The organism is Streptomyces sp. NPDC030798 (assembly GCF_055572275.1).
In genome coordinates this window covers 326,150-350,984 of the sequence record NZ_JBVIDR010000004.1, presented here as the reverse complement: position 1 = coordinate 350,984, position 24,835 = coordinate 326,150, and the positions used below count along the sequence as shown (strand labels likewise).

Here is a 24,835-nt window from a genome sequence, read left to right as displayed (position 1 = left end):
GCCCCGCCCACGAACGCCCCCTGCGTCGCCCCCCCTGGGTCCCGAGGCCCGGTTCAGTCGTTCAGGGTGAAGACCGAACCCGTCCGGGCGTTCATGACGCACTTGCTGGAGTACGTCTCCTGGTAGTCCACCGGACGGCCGTTCCACAGCCCCCGGGCGCGGGCGGTCACGGGTGCGTAGATCATCGGACAGAACACGTTCTTCGTCTGCGGCATGCGGGAGATGTCCCCGCCGACGGCCGCGAGTTCGTTGCAGGCCGCCGCCGCGCGCGTGTCTTCCACCGGCGGGTCGCACTGCAGAAGCGTGCCCTGCGTCGTGCCGGTCTGCGGGTCGCCGCGCGTGACGCTGAGGTAGAGCCAGTTGCTGGGAGGCATGGTGCGGGACGCCGCCTGGGCGGGGCCCGCGGCCAGGAGGCCGGCGCAGGCCAGCAGGGTGCCGGCAGCCGCTGTCGCTCGGGTGAGGTACGTCATGCCCGGTACATCGGCACGGCGGCCCGCCTTCCTCACCCCCCGTCACCCGAACGGGACACTCGGACGTTCCGGTGCGTCACTCGCTCCGGTGCGCGGCCAGCCGGAACGCGATCCGCCCGAAGCCGACCTGGTCGCCCTCCCGGACGACCACGGCGCCGGTCACCCGGCGGCCGTTGACCGTGGTGCCGTTGGTCGAGCCGAGATCCCTGAGCACCCACATACCACCCTGCCGGCGCAGTTCGGCGTGCACGCGCGAGACCGTCTCGTGGTTCAGCCGCAGCCCGTTCGCCGCGTCGCGGCCTATCCGCAGCGGGTAGCCACTCGCCGGGTGCGGCAGCAGCAGCTTGGGCAGCCGCTCGGCCTGCCAGGCCCGGCGCAGTCGCACGGTGAACCCGGAGACGGCCTCGACCGTGCCGAGCACCGCCCGGGAGAAACGGTTCTCGCGGGGCAGATCGGCGGTGAGGGCGTCGAGTTCGTCGGCACGGCGGGCGGCGAGGGCCAGTTCCATGCGGCGCACGAAGGTGTCGTGCGACAGCCGCCCCATGGCGACGCCGTCCCGCAGCACCTGAAGCGCCTTGTCGCGCTCCGCGTCCGACAGCCTCGCGGGGTACGTGGGGAACTCGAAGGACGACGTCACGCTCGTGATTGTCGGGCAGTGAACCCCCGGTGTCCAGAAACGGCGGAAACGGTGCCCCGCGCGCGTGGGGTTCACGACACCGGCCGGGAAAGGGCGGATTCGAAAGCGGATTGATCGGGTTCGCGGCACGATGGACGGGCTACCTCACGGTGAACAGACGAAGGGGAACCGTCCGTGCAGTTCGAGGTGTGGGCACCGCAGGCAGACCGAGTGACGCTCCATTGCGACGGCGCCACGCGCGCGTTGGAGCGCGACCCCGAGCGGGCCGGCTGGTGGTCGGGGGAGGCGGAGGCAGGGGACGGCTCGCGCTACGGGTTCGCGCTGGACGACGGTCCCGTGCTGCCCGACCCGCGCTCGCGCCGCCAGCCGGACGGGCCGGACGGCCTGAGCGCGGTCGTCGACCACGGGCGGTACGAGTGGCGTACCACGTGGCCGGGGCGCGGTCTGCCGGGCGCGGTGCTCTACGAGCTGCACGTGGGCACGTACACCCGCGAGGGCACCCTGGACGCGGCCGCGGCCCGTCTGGAGCACCTGGTGGAACTGGGCGTGACACACGTGGAGTTGCTGCCGCTGTGCCCGTTTCCGGGGCGGCACGGCTGGGGGTACGAGGGCGTGTCGCTGTGGGCGGTGCACGAGCCGTACGGCGGGCCCGAGGCGCTGAAACGGTTCGTGGACCGGGCCCACGAACTGGGCCTCGCCGTCGTCCTGGACGTCGTGCACAACCACTTGGGGCCGTCGGGCAACTATCTGCCGCTGTTCGGGCCGTACTTCACGGACACGCACACCACGCCGTGGGGCTCGGCGGTCAACCTGGACGCGCCCGGCTCGGACGAGGTGCGCGCGTTCCTGCGGGGCAGCGCGCTGGCCTGGCTCAGGGACTACCGGATCGACGGGCTGCGGCTGGACGCGGTGCACGCGCTGTACGACACGCGCGCGTGCCACTTCCTGGAAGAGCTGTCGGCGGCCGTGGACGGCCTCGCCGAGGAGCTGGGCCGGCCGCTGTCCCTGATCGCCGAGTCCGACCTGAACAACCCGCGGTTCATCACCCCGCGCGCGGAGCACGGCCTCGGACTGCACGCGCAGTGGAACGACGACTTCCACCACGCGCTGCACACCGCGCTGACCGGCGAGTCCCAGGGCTACTACGCCGACTTCGCGCGCGCGCCGCTCGCCTCGCTCGCCAAGACGCTCACCGGCGGCTACTTCCACGACGGCACCTACTCCAGCTTCCGGGGCCGCAGCCACGGCCGGCCGCTGGACCGGGCACGGGTGGCCGGCCACCGGCTGCTGGGCTACAGCCAGACCCACGACCAGATCGGCAACCGGGCGCAGGGGGACCGGCTTTCGGCGCTCCTCTCCCCCGGCCTGCTGGCCTGCGCGGCGACACTGACGCTGACCGCGCCGTTCACGCCGATGCTGTTCATGGGCGAGGAGTGGGCCGCCGGCACGCCGTGGCAGTTCTTCACCGACCACACCGACCCGGAGCTCGCGGAGGCGGTGCGGCGGGGCCGGCGCCGGGAGTTCGCGCAGCACGGCTGGGCCGAGGAGGACGTACCGGACCCGCAGGATGCGGCGACCCGGGAGCGGTCCTGCCTGGACTGGTCCGAGCCGGAACGCGAGCCCCACGCGCGCGTGCTGGACTGGTACCGGCGGCTGATCGCCCTGCGCCGGGAGCAGCCGGACCTCACCGACCCGGACCTCGCGGACACCAAGGTGGCCTACGACGAGGAGGCCCGCTGGCTGGCGTTCCGGCGCGGGGACGTCCGGGTGGCGGTCAACCTGGCCAAGGAACCGGCGTCCATCCCCCTGGGGACCGCTCACGCGGAGGTCCTGGCGGCCTGGGACCCGGTGCAGCCCCCGGGCCCGGACGGTCTGCTGCAGGTGCCCGGGGAGTCGTGCGTGGTGCTGGTACAGCCGTGAGCGGCCGGCCTGCGAGACCTCCTACGGCTCCTCCGCCACCCCTTCATCCCCCTCGGCGCCCTCTGCCCCCTCGTCCTCCTTCAGCTCGGTCACCCGTTCCAGCAGGATCGGCTCCCAGACGCGTCGCAGCTGGCTTCTGAGCAGGGGCAGGGAGCCGGGGGCGCGGCCCTCGACGCGGTCGGTGAGGCGGACGACGGTGTCGCAGCGGGCGAGCCACAGGCCGCGCAGACAGGGGCGGGCGCCGTACCCGGCGAGGGTGGCGGCGCGCACGGCGGCCGGGGAGCCGACGGCTACGGCGAGTCCGGCGATGTCCTCGGCGGGGTCGCCCAGGGCCGCCCGGGTCCAGTCGAGGATGCCGCGCACCCGCCCGTCGGCGCTGACCACCACGTGCTCCCCGGTGAGCCCGTGGTGGGTGAGGACGGCGGTGCCGGCCTGCGCGGCGAGCTGGGCCGCGCCCGGCGGGGTGAGCTGGCGCAGCCGGGCGGCGTCGAACTCGTCGGCGGCGGCGAGCCGTTCGGCCGCGTGCACGGCCATGCGGCGCAGCGCCTCCAGGGAGCGCGGCGCGCTGCGCGGCACGCCGAGCGCCTCGACCTGCCGTACGGGCACCGCGCGCAGCCCGCTGAGCAGCCCCGCGAGGTCGGCCTCGCCGACGGCGGAGACGTCGTGCTCGTCGGCGGTGCCGCCCGCCACCTTGGTGTCGAGGGTGTAGGCGAGCCCCGGGGCCCAGTCGCCGTGGGCGACGCTGGTCGGGACGGAGACGGACACGTGCGGGCGGACCAGGTCGCGCAGGCGCAGCTCCCGGCGGCGGCGGGCGGAGGCGTCACGGTCGGGGGCGAGGCGCAGCACGTGGCGGGTGCCGACCCACCAGGTGTGCTCGTGCCCTTCCCGGACGGGCCGGACGTCGGGTCCCGCGGTGCCGCCGGTGCCCTCGTTGAGCAGCGAACGGACCAGTCTGCGGACGGTGTCCGCGGTGGGGGTCGGTGCCTGGGTCATGGGTCGCGCCGTAGCCGTTCCGGTATGTCGAGGTGGGTGTCTCCTGGGCCTTTCAGTCCACTATGACCATCTCACGGGTGGTGTTGTTGAGACGGCGGCCGCCGTCCTGCGTCACCGTGACGATGTCCTCGATGCGCACCCCGAAGCGGCCGGGCAGGTAGATGCCGGGCTCCACGGAGAAGCACATCCCGGGGACGAGGGGCCGCTCCTCACCCTCGATCATGTACGGCGGCTCGTGCGTGGTGACGCCGATGCCGTGCCCCGTGCGGTGGATGAAGTACGCGCCGTACCCGGCGTCGCTGATGACCCCGCGGGCGGCCCGGTCGACCTCCTGGCAGGCGACCCCCGGCCGTACGGCCCGGAAGCCGGCCTCCTGGGCCGCGCGCACGATGTCGTGGACCCGGCGCTCCTGCGCGGTCGGCTCGCCGACGTGGACGGTGCGGGTGGTGTCGGAGCCGTAGCCGTCCTTCAGGCCGCCGAAGTCGAGGACGACCATGTCGCCGTCCTGGATGACGCGGTCGCCGACCTCGTGGTGCGGGTTGGCGCCGTTGGGGCCGGAGCCGACGATGGTGAAGTCGACCTGGGAGTGGCCGAAGCGGCGCAGCAGGGCGGCGAGGTCGTGGCCGACGTCGGACTCGCGGCGGCCGGCGAAGGGAACCTTCCGGATCTCCTCGAACGCCGCGTCCGCGGCGGCGCCCGCAGCCGCGAGGAGCTCCAGTTCGGCCGCGTCCTTGACGGCGCGCAGCATGGGCAGGGCGTCGGTGAGGGAGGCGTAGGAGGTGTCGGGCAGGGACCGCTGGAGGCCCAGCAGGTGCATGGCCCAGGTGTTGTCGCTGATGCCGAAGCGGCCGCGCGTGTCGAGGAGGGCGGCGGTGACGGCGTAGGGGTCCTTGCCGTCGGTCCAGTCACGCAGGGTGAGCGCGGGGGCCCCGGCCGCCTGCTCGGCGTCGGGGGCCTCGAGGGTGGGCACGACGAGCACCGGGTCGTGGCCGGGGGTCAGGACGAGGAGGGTGAGCCGTTCGGTGACCGCGGTCGGCGCGTAGCCGGTCAGCCACACCAGGTCGGGACCCGGGGCGACGAGCAGTCCCGCGAGACCGGCGTCGGCGGCGGAGCGCGCGGCGCGCTCCATCCGGGCCCGGTAGTCGTCGGCGGTGAAGGGCGCGGGCGTACTGCCGGTCATCCGGGCCTCCGAGCAGGGGTCGAGGGTACGGGTCGAAGCGGTCTCGGGCAGCATCCTGCCGGTCCGGGCAGGCCCATGCGAGCCGATCGCCCGCTCCCGCGGACCCGGCCCACGCGCCTCGACCTCGACACGGCCCCATCATGGCGCGCGCCCTGGGGCGCGACCAGCGAGTTTCGCGAAACCCGGGACCGGCTTTCGAGGTGTGGGGCAGGGGACGGCCGGTACCTGGGGCGATGCCCCTCAGATCACCACGCCCGGAATCACCGTCAGCTGCTGGTAGCCGCCGCTGCGGTGGCGGACCGTGAGGGTCACCGGGGTGCCGGGGCGGACGTGGGCGACGGCGCGGGCGAGGTCGGCGGCCCGGTCGATGCGGGTGGTGCCGAACTGGAGCAGGACGTCGCCCCGGACCAGGCCGGCCGCATAGCCGGGGCCGGGTACGTGCACGCCGACCACCTGCGCGCCCGCCTTCTCGGCGTCGACGGCCTCCACGCCCAGCGTCGCGCCGGTCCGGACCTCGGCGGGGCGCGGGGACGCGGAGGGGCCGGGCCCGGCCGAGGGTGAGTCCGCCGGGGCCTGACCGCGCAGCTCGGCCAGCCTGCTCATGCCGATCACGGTGGCGCCGACCGTGCCGAGCCCGACCCCGCAGAGCACCAGGACGGTGCCGGTGACCACGCCGAACAGCAGGGTCCTGATCCGCCGGCCGCGCCGGCGCGCGGCGTGCGGCCGCCGGGCGGGCCCGGGGGCGCCGCCCTCCCGCCGTTCCTGTCCGGGCATCGGCTTGGGCCGCAACGCAGTGTGTTCCATGGTTCGCTCGCCTCCGGCTGGTGCTCTACCCGGGGTACGGGTCCGCGACGAGACACGAACGAGTGAGACTGGCCGGAGGGTGGCGCGGGGTATGGCCCGGGCCCCGTCCGCTGCCCGCAGATCGGCGCACCGGCGGTAATTCCCTCGCGCTGGGGCCGGAGCCGGACGAGACTCGCCTCATGGCTGACATGGGGGTGTTCCGGGAGGCGGTCACCGCGTGGGCGGCGGGTGGCCCCGGCGCCCCGGTGTACGAGCTGGCCGAGCGGCTGTCGGTCCGGGCGGCCGTCCTGCTCGAAGGGCTGAGCGACGTCGCGGCGGTCGACGCGCTGGCGGAGCGTCGCGGCCGGAACCTGGCCGCCGAAGGAATCTGCGTCCTGTCGATCGGCGGTGCGATGAGCGTCGGGCGCTACGCCGGGCTCCTCGGGTCACCGGGCCTGGGTCTGCGCCTCGCGGGACTGTGCGACGAGGCGGAGCGCCCCTACTACGCCCGTGGCTTCGAGCGGGCCGGTGCGGCGCCGCACGGCTTCTTCGTCTGCGCGGCGGACCTGGAGGACGAGCTCATTCGCGCGTTGGGCGTGACGCGGGTGGCGGAGCTGGTCCGGGAGGAGGGCGAGCTGCGTGCCCTGCGGACCTTCCTGCGCCAGCCCGCACAGCAGGGCCGCACCCCGCAGCAGCAGTTCAGGCGCTTCTTCGGCACCAAGAAGGGACGCAAGATCCGCTACGGCCGCGTCCTCGTCGAGGCCCTCGCCCCCGACCGCGTTCCACCCCCGCTCGACGGCCTGCTCTCCAGCCTCTGACGCGCACGGGCCCGCCGCCGAGGAACCCCGCTCAGGGTGATCCGATGAGGTGACGACCCGTGCTCCTCGTCCTGTTCCTGTTGCCGCTGCTGTGGGGTGCGGTCGCCCTGCTCGCAGCAGGTGCGGCCGGCCTACGGCGCCCCGGACTGCCCGGGGCTCCGCCTGGGCGAGGAGGGCGAGGACGGCGAGGACGGCTTCCGCGGGCGCGGCGCCCTCACGGCGCTCCCAGCAGCGCCGCGGCCAGGTCCGCCGCCGCGCCCCTCGGCGTCCCGGCGTGCAGGAGTTCGGTGCGGTGGACCACGCGGGGTGCCGTGAGGGGGACGGCGGTCGTGCCGGGTGCGGCGTCGGTGGCCGAGCGGGGGAGCAGGGTGAGGCCGTGGCCGGTGGCGGTGAGAGCGGTGAGGGTGCGCAGGTCGGTGCCCTCGTAGCGGAGGGAGGGCCGGAAGGCGCCGCCGGCGGTGGCGGCGCGCAGGTGGGCGAGGGGCAGGCCCGCGTCGGGCGCGTCCAGCCAGCGGGCGTCGGCGAGGTCGTCCAGGCGCAGGCCGGTGCGGCGGGCCAGGGGGTGACCGGCGGGCAGCAGCACGCTGACCGGCTCCTCGGCGACGCCGTGCGTGGTCAGCGGTGCCACGTCGGGCAGCCGCAGCGGGTCGCTGGGGGCGGCGAGGCCGTCGACCAGGCCGAGGTCGGCGGTGCCGGTGGCGACGGCGGCCGGGATCTCGTCCCGGGCGAGGACGCACAGGGTCACGCCGGCGGGCGGGAGGGCGCGCAGGACGGTGGGGCCGAGCGCGGTCGGCGTGGTGGCGAGGGTCAGGCCGTGCGCGGGCGCGGCGGCCAGGCGGACCACCTCGGCGCGGGCCGCGTCGAGGCGCAGGAGCAGCGGACCCGCGTGTTCCAGCAGGCGTTCGCCGGCCGCGGTGGGCGTGACGGGCCGCCGGGTGAGCAGGGGCGCGCCGAGGTCCTGTTCGAGGGCGGCGATGTGCTGGGAGACGGCGGACTGGGTGTAGCCCAGGTGGCGTGCGGCGTCCGAGAAGGAGGCGAGCCGGGCCACGGTGACGTAGGTGCGCAGCAGGTGCGGGTCCATGGCGGACAGCATGCCAACCCCTCGGCCCGGTGCATCAGCCTGTCCGCAGCCCGGCCCCGCCGCCCCGGATCATCAGCAGTGCTTATCGAGCGTGCAGGAATCATCGTTGGACGTGAAGCCGCGGCGCCTTCGAGGATGAACCCATGACCCACACCGCCACAATCGCCCTCGTCGGGGACCGCTCCCCCACCGTTGTCTCGCACACCCGCATCCCGCTGCTGCTGAACGCCCTCGCCGAACGCGACCGGCTGGTCCTGGACGCCTACTGGATCCCGTCCGAGGAGGCCGGGGCCGAGGGCGCGGTGCGGGGCTTCGACGCGGTGTGGGTACTGCCCGGCAGCCCGTACCGCAGCGAGGCCGGCGTCCTCGCGGCCATCCGCACCGCGCGCGAGGAGGGCATCCCGTACCTCGGCACGTGCGGCGGCTTCCAGCACGCGCTGCTGGAGTTCGCCCGCAACGTGTGCGGTCTGACCCGGGCCGCGCACGCCGAGAACGACCCGGACGCCGAGGACCCGCTCATCGAGCCGCTGGCCTGCTCCCTGCTGGGGCACCAGACCGCTGTGCTCCTCGAACCGGGCTCGCTGGCCCACGCGGTGCTCGGTTCGGCACGCACCGTCGAGCGCTACTACTGCGCCTACGGTCCCGCGCGCCACCTCGACACGCTGCGCGCGCACGGCCTGCGGTTCTCCGGGCACGACGAGGACGGGCAGGTCCGGGTCGCCGAGCTCCCGGACCACCCCTTCTTCCTCGCCACCCTCTTCCAGCCGGAGCTGTCCGGCGACGGTTCGCGCCCGCACCCCGTGGTACGGGCGTTGGCCCGCGCGGCGGCCGAACACGCCGCGCGGGTGGACCAGTCGGCCTGAGCGGCGGCAGCCGGAGAGGGTCAGCCGGCCGGCCGTACCGGTGCCGGGCACCGGCCGGGCAGGAAGCCGTGGGAGCGGCGGCCGAGCCACTCGGCCTTGTAGCGGTCGACGCTCCGGTGCCAGTTGAGGATGCCCGCCAGCCAGTTCTGCAGGTCCAGAACGTAGTCGGCCATGGCCGCGCGGGCCTTTGCCGAAAGCTGCAAGTCGTCGTACAGCCGGGGCAGTTCGTGCGCGACGACGTGCTCGAACTGTTCCATCCGCTGCGTCATCAGGTCGTGGACGATGCCGAGCGCGGTCGGGTAGTCCGCCCCGAAGAAGTTCTGCACGACGAGGACGGCGTTGTGCATCTCGCCCTCGTACTCGATCTCCTTCTGGTACGAGAAGACGTCGTTGAGGAGGCAGGCGTAGTCGGTCGCTGCGTTCTCGAGGGAGCGCACCGGGCCGCTGCGGTAGACCTCCGGCGGGATCGCCGGGCCCCGGCCCAAGCGGCACAGGCGCAGGGTGAGGTCGGAGCCGAAGGTGGCGCGGCGCATCTCCAGGTAGTCGACCGGGTCGGGGATGCGGTTCTGGAGCTGGTTGGACAGCTCCCACACCCAGCTCTCGGTCATCGTGTCGACGGCCCGCTTGAGGGTGCGCCGCTGGTCGCCGTCCATGCCGGCGGTCGTCCGCGTCCACAGGTCGACGAGTGCGCGCTCCATGGCGTCGGCGGGGACGACGGCCGGGCCGCCCTCGACGCTCATGCACGCGGAGAGCCGCGCGGTGGTCAGGCGGGCGGCGGCCAGATCGCGGCGGTGGCCGTACACCAGCGGGTAGTAGTCGTCGCCGTACGTGCCCCAGGCGAGCCACTGGGCGCTGAGGTCCAGGGCCTCCGGGGTGGCGTCCGGGTCGAGGCCGGCGGAGCAGAGCGCGAGGTCGTAGGCGGCGAGCTTGTCCTCGTCCCAGACGCCCTCCCGGAGGATGCCCATGCGGTGCGACCAGGCCAGCAGGTTGCCGCGGGCGCGCTCCAGGTGTGGGCTCAGCTCCAGGGCGTACGGCATCGGGAAGTCGGGCAGCCGGGACGGGCCGACCTTCTGGAACGGCAGATGCGTGTACGCCCGCAGGCGCTCCGCGGCGGCCGAGGCGAGCAGGGCGCCGACATCGGCGGCGGAGGTCCCGGGGCCGCTCGGCAGCTGCCAGGGGGAGCTGGAGCGGGCGCCCTGGTTCATGTACCGGCTGGAGCGCAGGTGCCACTCGTGGCCGCCGGACTGCCAGTCCTGGAGCCCCTTGGTGTAGGCGGCCACCGCGGCGATCTCGTCGGGCCGCAGGCCCTGTTCCACGGCGACGGCGGGTACCTCGGTGAGCGCCGTGTGCTCGAACTGGTGCAGCCGGGAGGTGAGGATGTCGTTCACGGTCTCGGCGGCCTCCTGGGTGGTGCAGCCGAAGAAGGTCTCCAGGACCAGGACGCCGTTGCTGTTCTCGCCCTCGTCCTCGACCTCGCGCTGGTAGGAGAAGAGGTCGTTGCGCAGGTGGACCGCGTCGGCGAACGTCTCCATGAGCACCCGCAGCGGCCGGGTCCCGGCCACGGCGGCGGGCACCTCCGCCGTGGCGTACTCCACCAGCCCGGCCGACCAGGGGGCGCCGCCGACCTTGCGGCGCATCTCGATGTACTCGACGGGGTTGGCGATCCGCCCCTCGTTGATGTTGGACAGCTCCCACATCGACTCGTTGAGCAGATGCTCGGTGGCGACGGAGAAGCGCCGGCGCCAGTCGGCGGACATCGACGGCACCGTGCGCGCCCAGAGGTCCTTCAGGCCCGCCTCGACCGGGTTCTGCGGCTCCGGCACGGCGGTCGCGAGGTCGAGCGGCATGAACAGCGGCAGGCGGTCCAGGTGCGCCTTGCCGGCGGCGCGGTCCTGGGTGCGCTTGTACATGTCCAGGAAGTGGTCGTCGAAGAAGAACACCCACACGTACCAGTCGGTGATCAGGGAAAGTGCCGGTCCGTCGCAGTCGGGGTGGGTGCAGGCGCACAGGAGACCGTAGTCGTGCGCCTCCAGGTCGGCCTGGTCCCAGATCCCGGAACCCTCCAGCATGCCCATCTCGCGCGCCCACGCCGTCGAGTGCGCCCGCGCCTCGTCGACATGGGGATTGAGCCGCGCGGGATACGGCATGTAGAAGTGCGGGAGTTCGAACGGCTGCGTCATGCCCGGGCCCTACCCGGGGCCTGCGGGCGCCATCCGCCGCGAAGCGCATGATCACACCATCGCGTGAACCGCCCCCGAACGGGGAACTCCCGTGGCGCCGGGCATCGTTGGCCCCACGGCCGGGGTGCCTACGCGGTAGCCGCGTTCACCTGGATCAGCGCATGCGTCCCGCCCGTGCGCCAGCGCTGCCCCTCCGCCGCGATCAGCGCCGCCTCGGTGACCGCGGTCAGGCCGGTGATCACGTCGGACTTCAGGGTGCGCAGCGCGGCGACCGGCCCGGGGAAGCCCGCGGTGGCGTCCTGGAAGGACGCGGTGGGCGGCCACAGCCGGTCGCCCACGAGGCGGCGGTAGTTGAGGTCGCCCTTGAAGACGGTCAGCGTGGCCGAGGCGAACTCGGCCCGCAGGTCGTCGGGCTGGTCGGCGTACGGCAGCGGGGCACAGGAGAAGGGGTGGGCACGGACGGTGAGGCGCCCGTCGGCCATGGCCGCCCACAGCACGCGCCCGTACCCGGCGGCCGCGCCCGGCGCCGCGGTCAGGCGCCGCAGGGCGTCGACCACGTCGGCGGTCGTGGCGTCGGAGACGTAGTACGGGTACGGCTTGACGTGCAGCACCGCCCGGCCGATCCGGCCCTCGCCGAGCAGGTGGGCGATCAGCAGCAGGTCGGGGACGAGTTCGCGGCCGGCGTTGTCCGCGACCAGGACCAGGGTGCCGGTGCCGGACGGCTCCAGCAGCGACCACAGGGTCTCGCTGTCGTCGGCGACCAGCCCCGGCACCGGTTCGGCGGCCTCGGCGCCGGCGGCGGAGAGGCGGAAACCGAGGTCGGCGCGGTTGCCCCACAGCGAGCCGTGCAGCAGGGCGCGGGCCCGCTCCGGCTCCGGCCGGTCCTGGAGCGCGTCGAGCACGGCGAGTTCCTCGTCGGTCTCGGGCGCGTCGAGTTCCGCGCGTTTGAACGGGCGGAAGGGGTCGATGCCCTGCCAGGCGCCCGGGCCGAAGTAGCCGGTGGCCGCCAGCAGCCGGCGGTAGAAGTAGCTCTCGGACCACAGCCACGGCACGTCGAACCAGGACCGCCCGGCCTGGTCGTCCAGCCCCCAGGCGCGCCAGTGGCCGAGGTCGGCCGCGTCCTCGGGCAGCGGTTCGATCACGCCTTCGGTGCAACTTTTCAGCAGCTCGTCCAGTGCGCGGTGCTGCTCGGGGCCGTACGGGAAGGCGTCCCGGACCTGCCGGATGATCGCGGGATGCCGCTCGGCCAGCACGCTGTGCGGGAACGAGCCGGGTGCGTTGCCGAGGATCACGGGCGCGGCGGGGGTGTCGGGCATGTCCGTCACCGTACCGCGCGGGTCAGCCGGCTCTGATCTCCCGCTCCAGCTGGGTGGCGAGGGTCAGATAGCGGGGGCGGCGGTGCACCGGCACCAGGCCCCGCACCATGAGGTGCCACATCTCGGCGACCCTGCGGGGCAGCCGTCCGACCGGTTCCAGGGAGCGGCCGGCGACGCGGGTGCCCACGAAGAAGCAGACAAGGGAGTGGGCGACGGCGACGATGTCGGTCTCGGCGTGCACGTCGGCCTCCTTGACGGCACCGCTGAACTTGCGGGTGGCGAATTCCAGCCACTCGGTGAACGGATGCCGCAGCGGCGGCCGTACGGCGACGTCGGCGGTCGCTAGCCGGAGTCCGGCGCGCGGCACCGGGTCGTCCACGGCGAGCCGGGCGACGGCGAACGTGGTGCGCATCAGGGACTCCAGCGAGGAGTAGCCCCGGCCCTCGATGTCGGTCACGACCTGCTGCGCCGCCTTGGCCTGGAGTTCCAGGATGGCGTGGGCCAGGTCCTCCTTGGCGGCGAAGTGGAAGTAGAGCGCACCCTTGGTGACCTTCGCATGGCCGACGATGTCGCTCAGGCTCGTGGACTCGTAACCCCGCCGGTCGAACAGATCGGCGGCTGCCGTGATGATCGTCGCCCGGGTCTGCTCGGCTCGTAACTGCCTCGCCATCGACTGACCCCTCCTCGCGGCTCTACCGAACGGGACACGCGGTTTGTTTTGACCCCGCGCATACGATAACTCACCGAGCGGCAACGGGAGTCGGGTGGGGGGCGTTCGATTTTCCGCACCGGCCCCGGACACCCCACCGCACCCGGCACGAAGCTTCGCCCAATGCAAATGGATGACGACGGAATGCGCTATTTCGACGGCTTCTGAATGTTTCCGAAAGCCAAGCGACCGCGAATGCCGGATGGTTGACCGGGTCGTGACGAGGGACACGGTGCGCGCCGGGATCGCGGCCGGGGGCAGCTCGGCGGTGGCTCCGGCCGGCTCGCGAAAACAGCCGCAGCGGTCGGTGATCAGGCCCTCCGGACCGGGGCCGCTTGAACGCGGCGGTGGAGTGGCTCGTACTGGATGCCGCAGACCCCGTTCCCGCGCCTGCCGAGGAGACGTCCCGGATGACTCGGATGACCGCCCGCCTGAGCGTCACGGCGGCCGCTGCGGCGGCACCCCTCCTGCTCCTGTCGTGGGCGGCGGGGTCTGCCCAGGCGCACGGAGCCCCCACGGACCCGGTCAGCCGGGTCTACGCCTGCTCCCCCGAGGGCGGCAGCGCCAACCGTTCTGCGGCGTGCAGGGCGGCCGTCTCCGCGAACGGCGCCCCCTTCACCGCGTGGGACAACCTGCGCGTGGCGGGTGTGGCGGGGCGCGACCGGCAGGTGATCCCGGACGGCAGGCTGTGCAGCGGGAACCTGCCCGCGTACCGGGGCCTCGATCTGGCCCGGCGGGACTGGCCGGCGACGCGGCTGACCCCGGGCGGCCGGCTGACGATGACGTACGCCTCGACGATCGCGCACACGGGCACGTTCCGGCTGTACCTCACCAGGCCGGGCTACGACCCGGCGAAGCCCCTGCGCTGGTCCGACCTGCCCGCGCGGCCGTTCGCGGAGGTCGAGGACCCGCCGCTGACGAATGGGGCGTACCACATCCGGGCGACCCTGCCGAAGGACCGGACGGGCCGTCAGGTGCTCTACACGATCTGGCAGAACAGCAGCACGCCGGACACCTACTACTCGTGTTCCGACGTGGTGTTCTCCAGGACGGGTGCGGGCGCGGCGGAGGCGCCGCGGACGGCGACCGCCGCACCCCCCGGTGCCGCTTCGCCCGCGCAGCCGGCGAAGCGGACCCCGGCTCCCGCGCCGACCGGTGCCGGCCCGAAGCAGAGCCCTCGGGCGTCGACCGGAGCCGGCCCCTCCGACGCCGGCACGCCGGTGGCCGAGAGGACCCGCCCGGAGTCGGGCCCCTCGGCCACGTTGCTGGCGGGCGGCGCCGCCGCGGTGCTGGTGCTCAGCGGGGGCGCCGCCCTGGTCCTGCGTCTTCGTGGACGGTGAACGCGGGTGGTCCGAGCGTCAGCCGGACACCCTTGCCACGGACGTCAGTTGACGAAGACCGGGGCACCGGAGTCGCTGACCGGGGCGTACTTGGCGGTGAAGTAGCCGTTGGCGAAGCACAGCGACGAACCGGAGACCTTGGTGAACTGCTGGTTGGTGAAGCTGATGCTGTTGTCGGCGTTGTCGGCCTTGCCGGTCAGGCTCGACGCCTGGTAGACGCAGGTGATGCTGCCCAGCAGCGTGCGCAGCTTGACCGTGGTCTGGATCGTGGAGCCACTGGCCGCCGAGACGGTGAGGGTGCCGTCGGAGGCGACCGTCGCGGTGTACGGCAGGTTGTCGACCGTGATGCTGCTGACGCCGGTGACGCCGAAGACGTTGCTGGTGCAGCTGCTGGGGTCGAAGGTGTGCCCGGTGACCGACTCGGAGGCGGCGCCCGGGGCGTCCGGGTTGCCGGTGACCGTGGCGGTGAACTGGGAGGACGTGCAGCTGACCCCGCTGGTGCCGGTCGCGCTGGAGTACAGGGTGGCGGTCGTGCCAGTGGCCAGCGGCGCCGTCACGGTGTCGCCGACCGCGACCGCGGTGCCGCCGACGCCGCCCGTGGTCAGGACCGCGCTGCCGTCCGCGGAGGCGGGGACGGCCGCGGCGACGGTGAGCGCGGTGACGGTGCCGGCGAGGGCGAGGAAGGATCGCGTACGCATGGGGGTGCCTCTTTCGTGAGGTGGGGGGACAACTCTTCTGGAGTGGGGGGTCTGTGGGAGTGGGGGCGGGGGTCGGTGGCGAGGGAAGAAAAAAGGGGGGCGCAGCCGCCGCCGGTCCGTGACGCCTTCTCCGTACGTGACGGACCGGCGGCGGCCGGCCGGGCACCGGCCGCAGGCCTCGGGGGAAGGCCTCCGGCCGGGCCGGACAGGGGCGGCCCGGGCACGGGCCGAGGGGGGAGCGGCCGTGCGGAGCCGCGGATGCGAGCGGTTGCTGCAGGGGCTGAAGAAGGAGCCGGGAACGCGGCCGATGCCGCTCGGCGGATCCGGCGCCACGGATCCGGGGGAAACCAGGGAGAGTTGTAGACCTGATCAACCATCAGCGTCAAGGCACTGCAAGGGAGTTGGCGCCTTGAATCAGGGGGCGGTGCACCCCTTGCGACTGCGTGCGCCGGGGTCCGCGCAGTTCCGACACGGTATTTTCACATCTCCCTTGACCCCCCAATGTAACCGGCGGTAACTTCCTCGCAGGCTACTGCCGCGTAACGAGAAAGCCCTTGCATCCACCGGGAGTGCGAGGAGGCGTGCGCGACAGCCGCTGTCCGCGCCAGGACAACGTGCCACTGAAGCCCAACTCCGCATTTGATCTATGCCCCATGGGAGCAGACATGGCCACGTCCCCGGACCTCTCGTCCGCCGACAACACCCCCGAGAACCCGGGCAGCGGTTCGCCCTCCGACGCCTCAGCCATATCCGGGGCCGCCGTCGGCGGCGACAGACGGGGACGGGTCCGGCTGCGCCGCGCCGCGATCATGGCGGTGCCCGCCACCCTGGTCGCCGCGGGTCTCGCGGTGCTGACCGCGGAGGGCGCGCTGGGTGTGCAGTTCGCCATCTCCGGCATGCCGTTCACGGTCACGGCGACGGAGCTGAACGGCACCGGGTTCGAGCAGTTCGGCGCGCTCGACAACATGGCGGACGGCAGCCCCAACGCCGGTGACACCGGCGGCCAGGAGCTGGTCGTCACCTCCGCCATCAAGAACGCCACGCTCACCAAGCTGTGCCAGAGCGTCGACCTCGGCGGCACCAACCTGCTCATCACGGCGGGCGGTGGCGCACAGAAGGTGACCGCCACCGACCTGACGACCGACTCCACCGAGCTGTCGGGTGACGCGGCGTTCGACAACATCGAGATCGGCAACGACGCCAGCACGCTGACCAAGGCGGGCGTGAAGGGTCCGATCGGCGTCTTCAGCCAGCAGGCCGACACGGTGCACATCGCCAACCTGCGGCAGACCAACTACGCCACCACGGCGGGTGTGTTCAGGCTGCCGGGGCTCAAGCTGGGCTTCAGCGACAAGGGCTGCTGAACCGATGCCGGAACGTCCACGCCAGGGACTGAGGCCCGCCTTCCGCGCATGGCGGGCCCGCCGGCCGTTCTGGGGCGGGCTGCTGCTGGCCCTCGGCGGCGGCTGGATCCTGCTCACGGAGAAGGCCTCGCTGAAGGTCGTGCTGCACATCGGCATGCAGGGCCTGGCCGGCTATCTGCTGCCCACGCTCATGCTGATCCTGGGCCTGCTGATCCTCTTCAACCCCAGCCAGCGCCTCTTCTACTCCATCACCGGCATCCTGCTGTCCCTGGGCAGCTGGCTCACCTCCAACCTGGGCGGCTTCTTCGTCGGCCTGCTGCTGGGCGCCGTCGGCAGCGTCCTCGCCTTCGGCTGGCTCCCCGACCAAGAGCCCCGGGTGAGCCGCCGCCGACGCCGCAAGGAGGCCCGGGCCGCGGCCCAGAGCCTGCCGGACGGCGCGGGCGAACCGGCCTGACCTTCCCCCGGCCCTCCCCAGAGACCTTCGCCACCGCGGCGAGTGGCAGGGGCCAGGACGAGGGCATGCTCGACACCTCGACCATGCCCTCGTCCACGCCCCTCGCCCGGCGGCCGTCCGCTGTGGCTCAGCCGAGGCCGGCCGACTTCAGCCAGGTGCGGGCCACGTCCAGCGGGTCCTTCTTCTCGGTCTGGACCTGGGTGTCCAGCTTCAGCAGCGTGGCCGTGTCCAGCTTGGACGAGACGGCGTCGAGGGCGTCGACGCCCTGGGAGGACAGGGCACTCCTGTGGACGAGCGGCTGGACGTTCTCGAAGCCGAAGAGGTTCTTCGGGTCCCGCAGGACGACGAACCTCTCCTTGGCGATGGTCGGGTCGGTGGTGAAGATGTCCGCCACCTGCACGGCGTTCTTCTTCAGCGCCGCCTGGGTGAGCGGGCCGCCCGCGTCCAGCGCCTTGAAGGACTTGAACTGCAGCCCGTAGACGGACTTCAGGCCCACCAGACCCTGGTGGCGGGTCTGGAACTCCGGCGCGGCACCGATGACCAGATCCTTCGCGACGCCCTTCAGATCGGCGATCGAGGACGTGTCGGTGAGGTGGTACTTCTTCGCCGTCGCCGCGTTGAGCGTCAGGGAGTCCTTGTTCTGCGCGGGCGAGGGCTTCAACAGGGTGAGCTTGGAGTCCAGCTCGGCCTCGATGGCCGCCGTCGTCGCCTCGACGGTCTTCGGGGCGGCCTTCTGGTCCAGGTAGGCCAGCAGGGCGCCGTTGTACTCGGGCAGCACCGAGACGGAGCCGTTCTTCAGGAGACCGTAGGTGGTCTCCCGGCTGCCGATGTTCAGCTTGTAGGTGACCTTGATTCCCTTGGCCTTGAGGGCCTCGCCGTAGATGTCCGCGAGCAGGATGCTCTCGGCGAAGTTGTTGGATCCGACGACCACGCTGTCGCCGCTCGTCTTCGTGTCCGTCAGGGGGTTGTCGGCCTTGTCGCCGGAGGAGTTGCAGCCCGTCAACAGGGCCGTCGCCGCCGTGAGGGCGACCACCGCCGCGCCTCGGTTCCTCCGGATGGACCTGCTGATGCGGTTGGTGGAAGTCACACGCTGATCCAATCCAGCCAGTTCTCGGTCGGTCAAGGGCCACCAGATCACCGATCGGCTTCGATGCGCGACCGTACGCACGCGGCTTGCGACGGATTCTTGATGAAGCCCCTCTCATGGATGCTTCAAGAACACGGTCTCGCCGCGGTTCGGTTCGGCCACAGCGGTGCACGGGGCCCGCTTCAGTACGCCAAGCCCTCCTCGGCCGCCTGCCTCGCTGCGCGGAGAGCGGTCGACGCCCAGGCGCGGACGGTCCGTCAGGCCTACGGCGACCGGCTGCCGGACGGTGCGGCGCAGGCCCTGAAGGAGGTCGAGGGCGAACGGGCCCTGGCCCGCACCGGGGGCTGAGCGTCAGTGGCTTCTGCGCACGCCCGGGGAGACCGCGATCCGGGACACCGCCCAGAACACGCCGAGGGTCGCCAGGGCCAGCCCGACGACGAGGGTGGCGCCGCCGACGACCTTCTCGTAGTCCTTCTGCGCGAGCCCGTCGATGATGTACCGCCCGAGACCGCCGAAACTGACGTAGGCGGCGATGGTGGCGGTGGAGACGACCTGGACGGCCGCCGTGCGCAGGCCGCCGAGGACCAGCGGCAGCGCCGCCGGCAGCTCGACCTGGAGCAGGATCCGCGGCTCCGACATCCCCATGCCCCGAGCGGCGTCCACCGGCGGCGGGTCGACGGAGCGCACCGCCTCGTAGGCGGTGACGAGCACCGGCGGTACGGCGAGGGCGACCAGCGGGATCATCACCGGCACCAGCCCGAAGCCGAGCCAGGTGAACATCAGCACCAGCAGGCCGAAGGTGGGCAGCGCGCGGGCGGCGGTGGCGATGAGCGCGAGGGCGTTGCCGCCGCGCCGGTAGTGGCCGGTGACCAGGCCGATGGGCAGCCCGACGGCGGCCGCGATCGCGAGGGCCTCCAGGGAGTAGAGGATGTGCTGGACGACGCGGTGCGGGATGCCGTCCTCGCCGTGCCAGTGCGCGCTGTCGCTGAAGAAGGCGTGGGCGAAGTCCAACACGTTCACCGGGTGGCTCCCTTCCGCGGCATCCAGGGGGTCAGCAGGGTGCGGACGAGGACCAGCAGGGCGTCGACGAGGACGCCCAGCGCCGCGGTGGTCACCACGGAGTTCACGGCCAGTTCGGGCCGGTGGTAGATCTGCGCGTCGTTGAGCAGGTTGCCGAGCGCGCCCTGGTTGCCGATCAGCATGCCGATGCTGACCAGGGAGATGCTCGACACCGCGGCCACCCGCAGGCCCGCGATGATCGCGGGTACGGCGATGGGCAACTGCACCTGGACGTAGCGCCGTACGGGTCCCAGGCCCAGGGCGGTGGCGGCGGCCAGCGTCTCCGGCGGCACCGAGCGGACGCCGTCCACGATCGCCGGGACCAGCACCACCAGGCTGTACACCGCGAGCGGGATCATCACCGTGGTCTCGGTCATGCCGGTGTAGTCGATGAGGAGGACGAAGAACGCCAGCGACGGCACGGCGTAGAGCACGGTGGTCACGCCGAACAGGGGCGCGTAGAACCAGCGGAAGCGGACGCACAGTTGGGCCACGGGCAGAGAGACGACCAGCCCGGCCAGCACCGGCAGCAGGGCCTCCCGCAGATGCAGCACGACCAGGCCGGGATAGCTGTGCTGGAGGTCGCTCGGGATGTCGAAGAACCCGCTCATCGGGCGGCCCCGGCGTCGCTGCGGTCCTCGGCCACCTCGCCGGCCACCCGGCTGTGCGCGGCGCGGATCGCCTCGCCGATGGTCTGCTGGGAGACGACGCCGACCGTGCGTCCCTCGGCGTCCACGGCCACGGCCCAGCCGGTCGGCGAGAGCACCGCCCCGTCGAGCGCGGTGCGCAGCGAGTCACTGCCGGGCACGAACGGCCGCCCGTGGGACAGAAGTTGGTCCTGCTGGACGGCACCGGCGGCGAGCCGGTCCGGCTCGCCCCAGCCGAGCGGCCTGCCGTCGGCGTCCGTGACGAGGAGGTACGGCGCCCCGCCGGCGGCACGGAGCCGCTCGGCGTCCGCGTCGACCGGCACGACCGGGCCGGTCGTCAACTCCAGGTCTCCTGACGGGAAGAAGGACAGCCGGCGGATGCCGCGGTCGGCACCGAGGAAGTCCTCCACGAAGGCGTCGGCGGGCGCGCTGAGCAGGTCGGCCGGCGGGGCGAACTGGGCGAGCCGGCCGCCGGTGCGCAGCACGGCGACCATCGTCCCCAGCTTGACGGCCTCGTCGATGTCGTGCGTGACGAACACGATGGTCTTGCCCAACTCATCCTGGATGCGCAGCAATTCGTCCTGAAGGCCCTTGCGCACCACCGGGTCGACGGCGGAGAACGGCTCGTCCATGAGCAGCACCGGCGGGTCGGCGGCCAGCGCCCGGGCCACGCCGACGCGCTGCTGCTGGCCTCCGGAGAGCTGATAGGGGTACCGCTTGGCGAGCGAGGCGTCGAGCCCGACCCGCTCCATCAGCTCCGCGGCCCGCGCCCGCGCCCTGTGCCGGCCCCAGCCGAGCAGCCGGGGCACGGTGGCGATGTTGTCGAGGATCGTGCGGTGCTGGAAGAGACCGGCGTTCTGGATGACGTAACCCATCGACCGGCGCAGGGTGTTGACCGGTTGCCGGCGGATGTCCTCGCCGTCGAGGAGGATGCGGCCCTCGCTGGGCTCGACCATCCGGTTGATCATTCGCAGGGTCGTCGTCTTGCCGCAGCCGGAGGGGCCGACGAGGACGGTGATCGCGCGGTCCGGGATCTCCAGCGACAGCCGGTCGACGGCCACCGTGCCGTCCGGATACCGCTTGGTGACTGACTCAATCCTGATCAAAACGCCGCGTACCCTTCGGTTTGGCAGAGCCTGGCCGTTGTCCGGGTGAGTGTAGACGGCGAGTGTTTCAGGACTTCGGAGCCGACGGCACACTCCGGAGCCGGCGGCACCCCGCGGTGCGCACCACCCGCCGCCCGCGTCGGCGAGCGGGCGGTGCCCGCTCGAGGCTCACGCCCCGGGCAGGTCGTCGGCGCGCAGCATCAGCAGCTCCTGGTGGCCCGGCCGTTCGATCGCCGCCAGCCGCTCGGCCAGCCGCTCCACCATGCCCTCGAACAGGGTCCGCGCGTCCCGCCCGTTGGAGCCGTGCTCGGCCCGGAAGCGGGCCAGCAGCAGCTCCTCCACCCCCGCGTCCAGCTCGAACCCGTACCGCCCGGCCAGGTGCCGCACGATCCGCACGAGTTCCTCGGGGCTGTACGGCCGGAACCTGACCGTGCGGGAGAAGCGGGAGGCGAGGCCGGGGTTGGCGGTGAGGAACTCCTCCATCTCCGCCGGGTAGCCGGCCGCGATGACCACCACGTCGTCACGGTGGTCCTCCATCAGCTTGGTCAGTTCGTCGATGGCCTCCTGGCCGAAGTCGTGGCCCACGCCGAAGCGGCGGGACAGGCTGTACGCCTCGTCGATGAAGAGGACGCCGCCGCGCGCCCGGTCGAAGGCCTCACGGGTCTTCAGCGCCGTGGAGCCGAGGTACTGACCGACCAGGTCGCTGCGGTGCACCTCGACCAGCCGGCCGTCGGCGAGGATGCCCAGTGCGGCGAGGACACGGCCGTACAGCCGGGCCACGGTGGTCTTGCCGGTGCCCGGCGGGCCGGAGAAGACCAGGTGGCGGCCGCCGGGCGGCTCGGGCAGCCCGGCCTCGCGGCGCAGCCGGGCCAGCCGGAGCAGGTCGGCCTGGCCGCGCACCTGCCGCTTGGCCTCGGACAGGCCGATCAGGGCGTCCAGTTCGGCCTGGGGGTCCTCGCCGGCGGGCGGGGGCGTGGCGGGAGTGGCGTCGGTGGTGAGCGACCGGCGGTTCAGGGTGCCGTCGCCGGTCACGGCCTCACCGTGGCTGCCGGTGATGCTGCTGTCGCGGATCCGGCCGCGGGCGCCGCTGTCGGTGCGCAGGCCGTCGCCGCCGCTGCCGGTGAGGGCACTGGCCGAGAGGTCGAAGTGGCTGCTGTCGGCGGCGAGCAGGCCGTGCGCCCCGGAGCCGGTCACGGTGAGGTCCACGGCGGTCAGGGCGGCGCTGTCCATGAGGTGGACGCCGTGCCGTCCGGCCCGCTCGACCCCGCACCCGCGCGCGGTCAGGTCTGCGGTGTCGCGGACGAACAGCCCGTCGCCCAGGGTGCCCTCGATGCGGACGTCCCGGACGGTGAGCCGGGCCGAGCCGGTGAGGACGAGCCCGCTGTCGCCCAGCTCGCGCAGCACCGCTCCGGTGACCTCGCCGGCCGAGCCGGTGTCGGACCCGTACACCCCGTACCGGCACTTCTCGGCGTGCAGTGCGGTGACCTCGACGGTGCCGTCCTGGCACAGCCGTACCGCCGACTCGGTCAGCTCGCGGGCCTCCAGGCGGGCGAGGACCGCGTGGCCGTTCTCCACCACCACCCCCTTGCGGGCGCCGTCGATCCGGCAGCCGTCCAGGCGCAGCCGGCCGCGCTGGTCGACGTGCAGGGCGGCGTTGGACGCCCGGGCGAAGGAGCAGTCCCGCACCTCGCAGCGGGCTTCCTCGGTCACCCGGACGCCGACGGCCCGGCAGCCGTCGAAGGCGCAGTCACGGAGGACGGCGTCGGCCCCGCCGGCGACGATCGCACCGGCGTTCGCGCCGCTCACCCGGGTGCGCAGGGCGCTGCCACGGCCCTGGTCGCTGAAGCCCAGCGCGGTGCCGGAAAGGTCCTCGAAGCGGCAGTCGCGCACCTCGGCCGTGCCGTGCCCGGCGGCGAGGACGCCGTGCGCGCCGGTGCCGGTGAACACGCAGCCGGTGAGGCGGACCCGGCTGCCGGCGCCGGTGACATGCACGGCGGCGCCACGGGCGCCGGCGAAGGAGCAGCCGGTCAGGTCCGCCAGGGCGCCGTCGGTGACCAGCAGCGCGTCCTCCTGGGCCTCGGTGAACCGGGTGCCGTGGAACTCGGCGCGGGAGCCGCTCAACACGGCCTTCCCCACCGTCAGTTCGCCGCCCACCACGGTGATCTCGGTGTCGGCGCCCGCGCTCAGCGCGACCGCTCCGCCGTGCCCGGTCAGCCGGCAGTCGCGCAGGGCGAGCCGCCCGGAGCCGGCCGCCACGGCGGCCTTGCCGCGGCCGACGACGCTCAGCCCGGTCAGCACGGCGCTGCCGGTCACGCTGACCGCGGTCTCGGTGAGCCGCTCCACGGTCACGGTGCCCGGCCCGCGCACGGCGCGGATCTCCACATCGCCCTTGAGGACCAGGGGTTCGGGATAGCGGCCCGGCTCCACCAGGACGCACAGGGGTCCGTCGCCGGAGTGGGCGCTCAGCGCGGCGGCGATCGTGCGGTGGCCGCGGGTCGCGGTGCGCGCCACGCGCAGCACACGCAGCTCGCCGACGGCGGCTGTTCGGGACACGGGCGGCGGGGGCGGCGGGTCCGGCGGCGGGGGTACGGGGCCGAGACCGACGCCGCTCCAGCGGCGCGCGGCCTCGCTGCCGCGGGCCGGTGCGCCGACCGGGATGCCGTAGGTGCCGAGGACGTGGGCCAGTTGCTCGGGGTGCACGGACAGCCCGTGTGCCCCGCCCACCGGCCCGGCCAGTACCGGCACGATCTCCAGCGGACCGCCGGGCACGGAGCGGAAGCAGCCGCGCAGCGGTTCGGCGACCAGGGGCGGAGGTGGCAGGAGCGGCTGGACCGTGCCGTCCGCCGCCGCCTGGAAACCCCGGCCCCGCACGGCGGAGGGCACCTGGGCCAGCAGGGTCCAGCGGGGATGGCGGTCGCCGGTGGCGCCGGGCGGTGAGGCGATCTCCATCCCGGTCGTCGCGGCCCTCGGCAGGATCCGCTCCTCCGCGCCGACGCGCAGCCGCAGGCCGGCCGTGTCCACGGACAGGACGCACCGCCTGCCGAGCAGCCGGTCGAGCCCCGCGAGCAGCGGCAGGACGACGGCGGGTGCGGCGACCGCGGCACCCAGGTACGGCCAGTGCAGGCCGGGGCCCGGGGCGGTCGCGCTGTACGACACATAGCCCCAGCAGCACAGCAGCCAGACGGCGACCGACAGCCGCCGCCCCTGATGCGCGAGGCGCGCGGCGAGCGGGGAGCGCAGACGACCGGGGATGCGGTGCCCGGAACCGTCCGGGTGCGCACCGACGGGGTCGCCCTCGGGCGGCGCTGCGGCGGGGCCCGGGCGGCGCCCCGAACCCTCCGGCGGCGCACCGGCCCGGGCGTCCTCGGGCGGCGCGTCGTCGGGGCCCGGGCGGCGCCCGGCGCCCTGCGGCGGCCCTTCGCCACGGCTCTGCCGGTGCCCGGCACCCTCCGGTGGCGCACCGGTGCGGCCCAGGCCCTGCGAGTCCTCCGCCGGCAGGCCGGTGCGCCGCCAGCGGGGCCCGGCGTGTGCCTCGAAGGCCCGGTCGACGGCGCCCGGGTCGGCGTCCAGCAGCCGCAGGTCGATGGTGAGGCCCTGCCAGGCGCGGTCCCAACGGGGCGTCAACGTCAGCAGGGGGAGACCGCGTCGGGCTCCGGGTGCCGTCGTCCGCAGCAGCAGTTGCTCGGGGAAGCGGTGGCCGCTGCGCAGCAGGCGCCGGTCCGCGGCCGGGACCACACAGATCAGCTCGATGTCCGCCCAGGGCAGGCGCAGCCGGCGCAGCGGGCCGCGCCACTCGACGCCCGTCGCGTCGACGCCGAGGGTGACCGGCAGCAGGGAGGTCAGCAGCAGGCGCAGGCAGAGCAGGGTCAGGACGGCCGCGCCGAGCGCGCTCTCGGCGACCACGGGTGCGGGCGCCCCGGCCGTGCGGGCGCTGTCGGCCGACAGGCAGCACACCAGCGCGCCCGCTCCCGCCCCGGCGGCGGCCCACAGCCGGCCGCGCACGGTGTGCAGGTCCCGGCGGAACGTGGCCCGGGGCGCGGGGGAGCCTCCGGGCGGGGGCGCCGCGCGTGCGGCGTCCTCTCCGTCCCCGGTGCCGAGCAGGACGTCCACCACCCCTACCCCCGTCGGTC

22 protein-coding genes are annotated in these 24,835 nt (G+C 73.6%); 7 read left to right on the top strand and 15 right to left on the bottom strand.

Going from position 1 to position 24,835, the window contains the following annotated elements:
• Positions 1-53: 53 nt before the first annotated feature.
• Together ACZ404_RS12195 and ACZ404_RS12190 are read right to left on the bottom strand one after the other, a co-directional pair.
• Complete coding sequence (locus tag ACZ404_RS12195; protein ID WP_468438715.1) at positions 54-470, bottom strand: SSI family serine proteinase inhibitor; 417 nt, start codon at positions 468-470, stop codon at positions 54-56.
• Between the two features lie 76 nt (positions 471-546).
• Complete coding sequence (locus ACZ404_RS12190; protein WP_468438713.1) at positions 547-1,107, bottom strand: FHA domain-containing protein; 561 nt, start codon at positions 1,105-1,107, stop codon at positions 547-549.
• A 174-nt stretch (positions 1,108-1,281) separates the two neighbouring features.
• Here ACZ404_RS12190 and treZ point away from each other — a divergent pair, with 174 nt between their 5' ends.
• Positions 1,282-3,027: a malto-oligosyltrehalose trehalohydrolase gene (treZ, locus tag ACZ404_RS12185; protein WP_468438711.1), complete on the top strand. Its 1,746-nt coding sequence runs from the start codon at positions 1,282-1,284 to the stop codon at positions 3,025-3,027.
• A gap of 21 nt (positions 3,028-3,048) precedes the next feature.
• On the opposite strand, the gene ACZ404_RS12180 is transcribed toward treZ, so the two are convergent.
• The 3 genes from ACZ404_RS12180 to ACZ404_RS12170 all read right to left on the bottom strand — a co-directional run bounded on the left by ACZ404_RS12180 (position 3,049) and on the right by ACZ404_RS12170 (position 6,004).
• A complete protein-coding gene (locus ACZ404_RS12180; protein ID WP_468438709.1) occupies positions 3,049-4,020 on the bottom strand; it encodes an aminoglycoside phosphotransferase family protein in 972 nt (323 codons plus the stop codon).
• A 52-nt stretch (positions 4,021-4,072) separates the two neighbouring features.
• Positions 4,073-5,200 (bottom strand): aminopeptidase P family protein, encoded by a 1,128-nt coding sequence (locus tag ACZ404_RS12175; protein WP_468438707.1) that lies wholly within the window; start codon positions 5,198-5,200, stop codon positions 4,073-4,075.
• A 240-nt stretch (positions 5,201-5,440) separates the two neighbouring features.
• Positions 5,441-6,004: a PDZ domain-containing protein gene (locus tag ACZ404_RS12170; protein WP_468438705.1), complete on the bottom strand. Its 564-nt coding sequence runs from the start codon at positions 6,002-6,004 to the stop codon at positions 5,441-5,443.
• Positions 6,005-6,183: 179 nt separating this feature from the next.
• Between ACZ404_RS12170 and ACZ404_RS12165 the strand changes: the two genes are divergently transcribed.
• Positions 6,184-6,801 carry a TOPRIM nucleotidyl transferase/hydrolase domain-containing protein gene (locus tag ACZ404_RS12165; protein ID WP_468438703.1) on the top strand — a complete coding sequence of 206 codons (618 nt, stop codon included), beginning with the start codon at positions 6,184-6,186 and terminating at the stop codon, positions 6,799-6,801.
• Positions 6,802-7,015: 214 nt separating this feature from the next.
• Here the strand turns inward: ACZ404_RS12165 and ACZ404_RS12160 are convergent, their stop codons facing one another.
• On the bottom strand, positions 7,016-7,894 hold the full coding sequence (locus ACZ404_RS12160) for a LysR family transcriptional regulator (protein ID WP_468438701.1): 879 nt from the start codon (positions 7,892-7,894) through the stop codon (positions 7,016-7,018).
• A 131-nt stretch (positions 7,895-8,025) separates the two neighbouring features.
• Here ACZ404_RS12160 and ACZ404_RS12155 point away from each other — a divergent pair, with 131 nt between their 5' ends.
• Complete coding sequence (locus ACZ404_RS12155; protein WP_468438699.1) at positions 8,026-8,745, top strand: CTP synthase C-terminal region-related (seleno)protein; 720 nt, start codon at positions 8,026-8,028, stop codon at positions 8,743-8,745.
• Positions 8,746-8,765: 20 nt separating this feature from the next.
• Here the strand turns inward: ACZ404_RS12155 and cyc2 are convergent, their stop codons facing one another.
• From cyc2 to ACZ404_RS12140, 3 genes are all read right to left on the bottom strand, one after another.
• Positions 8,766-10,925, bottom strand: a complete 2,160-nt coding sequence (gene cyc2 / locus ACZ404_RS12150) for a germacradienol/geosmin synthase Cyc2 (RefSeq protein ID WP_468438697.1) — start codon at positions 10,923-10,925, stop codon at positions 8,766-8,768.
• A gap of 128 nt (positions 10,926-11,053) precedes the next feature.
• Positions 11,054-12,241: a damage-control phosphatase ARMT1 family protein gene (locus ACZ404_RS12145; RefSeq protein WP_468438695.1), complete on the bottom strand. Its 1,188-nt coding sequence runs from the start codon at positions 12,239-12,241 to the stop codon at positions 11,054-11,056.
• A 22-nt stretch (positions 12,242-12,263) separates the two neighbouring features.
• Positions 12,264-12,911 carry a ScbR family autoregulator-binding transcription factor gene (locus ACZ404_RS12140; protein WP_468438693.1) on the bottom strand — a complete coding sequence of 216 codons (648 nt, stop codon included), beginning with the start codon at positions 12,909-12,911 and terminating at the stop codon, positions 12,264-12,266.
• 449 nt (positions 12,912-13,360) lie between these two features.
• Here ACZ404_RS12140 and ACZ404_RS12135 point away from each other — a divergent pair, with 449 nt between their 5' ends.
• Positions 13,361-14,290, top strand: coding sequence for a lytic polysaccharide monooxygenase (locus tag ACZ404_RS12135; protein WP_468438691.1), 930 nt, complete (start codon positions 13,361-13,363; stop codon positions 14,288-14,290).
• A 44-nt stretch (positions 14,291-14,334) separates the two neighbouring features.
• On the opposite strand, the gene ACZ404_RS12130 is transcribed toward ACZ404_RS12135, so the two are convergent.
• Complete coding sequence (locus ACZ404_RS12130) at positions 14,335-14,988, bottom strand: Tat pathway signal sequence domain protein (protein WP_468438689.1); 654 nt, start codon at positions 14,986-14,988, stop codon at positions 14,335-14,337.
• 665 nt (positions 14,989-15,653) lie between these two features.
• On the opposite strand from ACZ404_RS12130, the gene ACZ404_RS12125 reads away from it, so the two are divergent.
• Complete coding sequence (locus ACZ404_RS12125; RefSeq protein WP_468438687.1) at positions 15,654-16,352, top strand: DUF6230 family protein; 699 nt, start codon at positions 15,654-15,656, stop codon at positions 16,350-16,352.
• Between the two features lie 4 nt (positions 16,353-16,356).
• Positions 16,357-16,806: a DUF6114 domain-containing protein gene (locus ACZ404_RS12120; protein WP_468438685.1), complete on the top strand. Its 450-nt coding sequence runs from the start codon at positions 16,357-16,359 to the stop codon at positions 16,804-16,806.
• A 127-nt stretch (positions 16,807-16,933) separates the two neighbouring features.
• On the opposite strand, the gene ACZ404_RS12115 is transcribed toward ACZ404_RS12120, so the two are convergent.
• Positions 16,934-17,893, bottom strand: a complete 960-nt coding sequence (locus ACZ404_RS12115) for an ABC transporter substrate-binding protein (protein WP_468438683.1) — start codon at positions 17,891-17,893, stop codon at positions 16,934-16,936.
• Positions 17,894-17,995: 102 nt separating this feature from the next.
• On the opposite strand from ACZ404_RS12115, the gene ACZ404_RS12110 reads away from it, so the two are divergent.
• Positions 17,996-18,241 (top strand): hypothetical protein, encoded by a 246-nt coding sequence (locus tag ACZ404_RS12110; RefSeq protein ID WP_468438681.1) that lies wholly within the window; start codon positions 17,996-17,998, stop codon positions 18,239-18,241.
• Positions 18,242-18,244: 3 nt separating this feature from the next.
• On the opposite strand, the gene ACZ404_RS12105 is transcribed toward ACZ404_RS12110, so the two are convergent.
• From ACZ404_RS12105 to ACZ404_RS12090, 4 genes are all read right to left on the bottom strand, one after another.
• Positions 18,245-18,913, bottom strand: coding sequence for an ABC transporter permease (locus tag ACZ404_RS12105; protein WP_468438679.1), 669 nt, complete (start codon positions 18,911-18,913; stop codon positions 18,245-18,247).
• Positions 18,910-19,563 carry an ABC transporter permease gene (locus ACZ404_RS12100; protein ID WP_468438677.1) on the bottom strand — a complete coding sequence of 218 codons (654 nt, stop codon included), beginning with the start codon at positions 19,561-19,563 and terminating at the stop codon, positions 18,910-18,912. Before ACZ404_RS12100 ends, ACZ404_RS12105 begins: the two co-directional genes overlap by 4 nt.
• Positions 19,560-20,705 carry an ABC transporter ATP-binding protein gene (locus ACZ404_RS12095; RefSeq protein WP_468438675.1) on the bottom strand — a complete coding sequence of 382 codons (1,146 nt, stop codon included), beginning with the start codon at positions 20,703-20,705 and terminating at the stop codon, positions 19,560-19,562. The genes ACZ404_RS12100 and ACZ404_RS12095 overlap by 4 nt, the downstream gene beginning before the upstream one ends.
• A 168-nt stretch (positions 20,706-20,873) precedes the next feature.
• A complete protein-coding gene (locus ACZ404_RS12090; RefSeq protein WP_468438673.1) occupies positions 20,874-24,818 on the bottom strand; it encodes a right-handed parallel beta-helix repeat-containing protein in 3,945 nt (1,314 codons plus the stop codon).
• Positions 24,819-24,835: the final 17 nt, after the last annotated feature.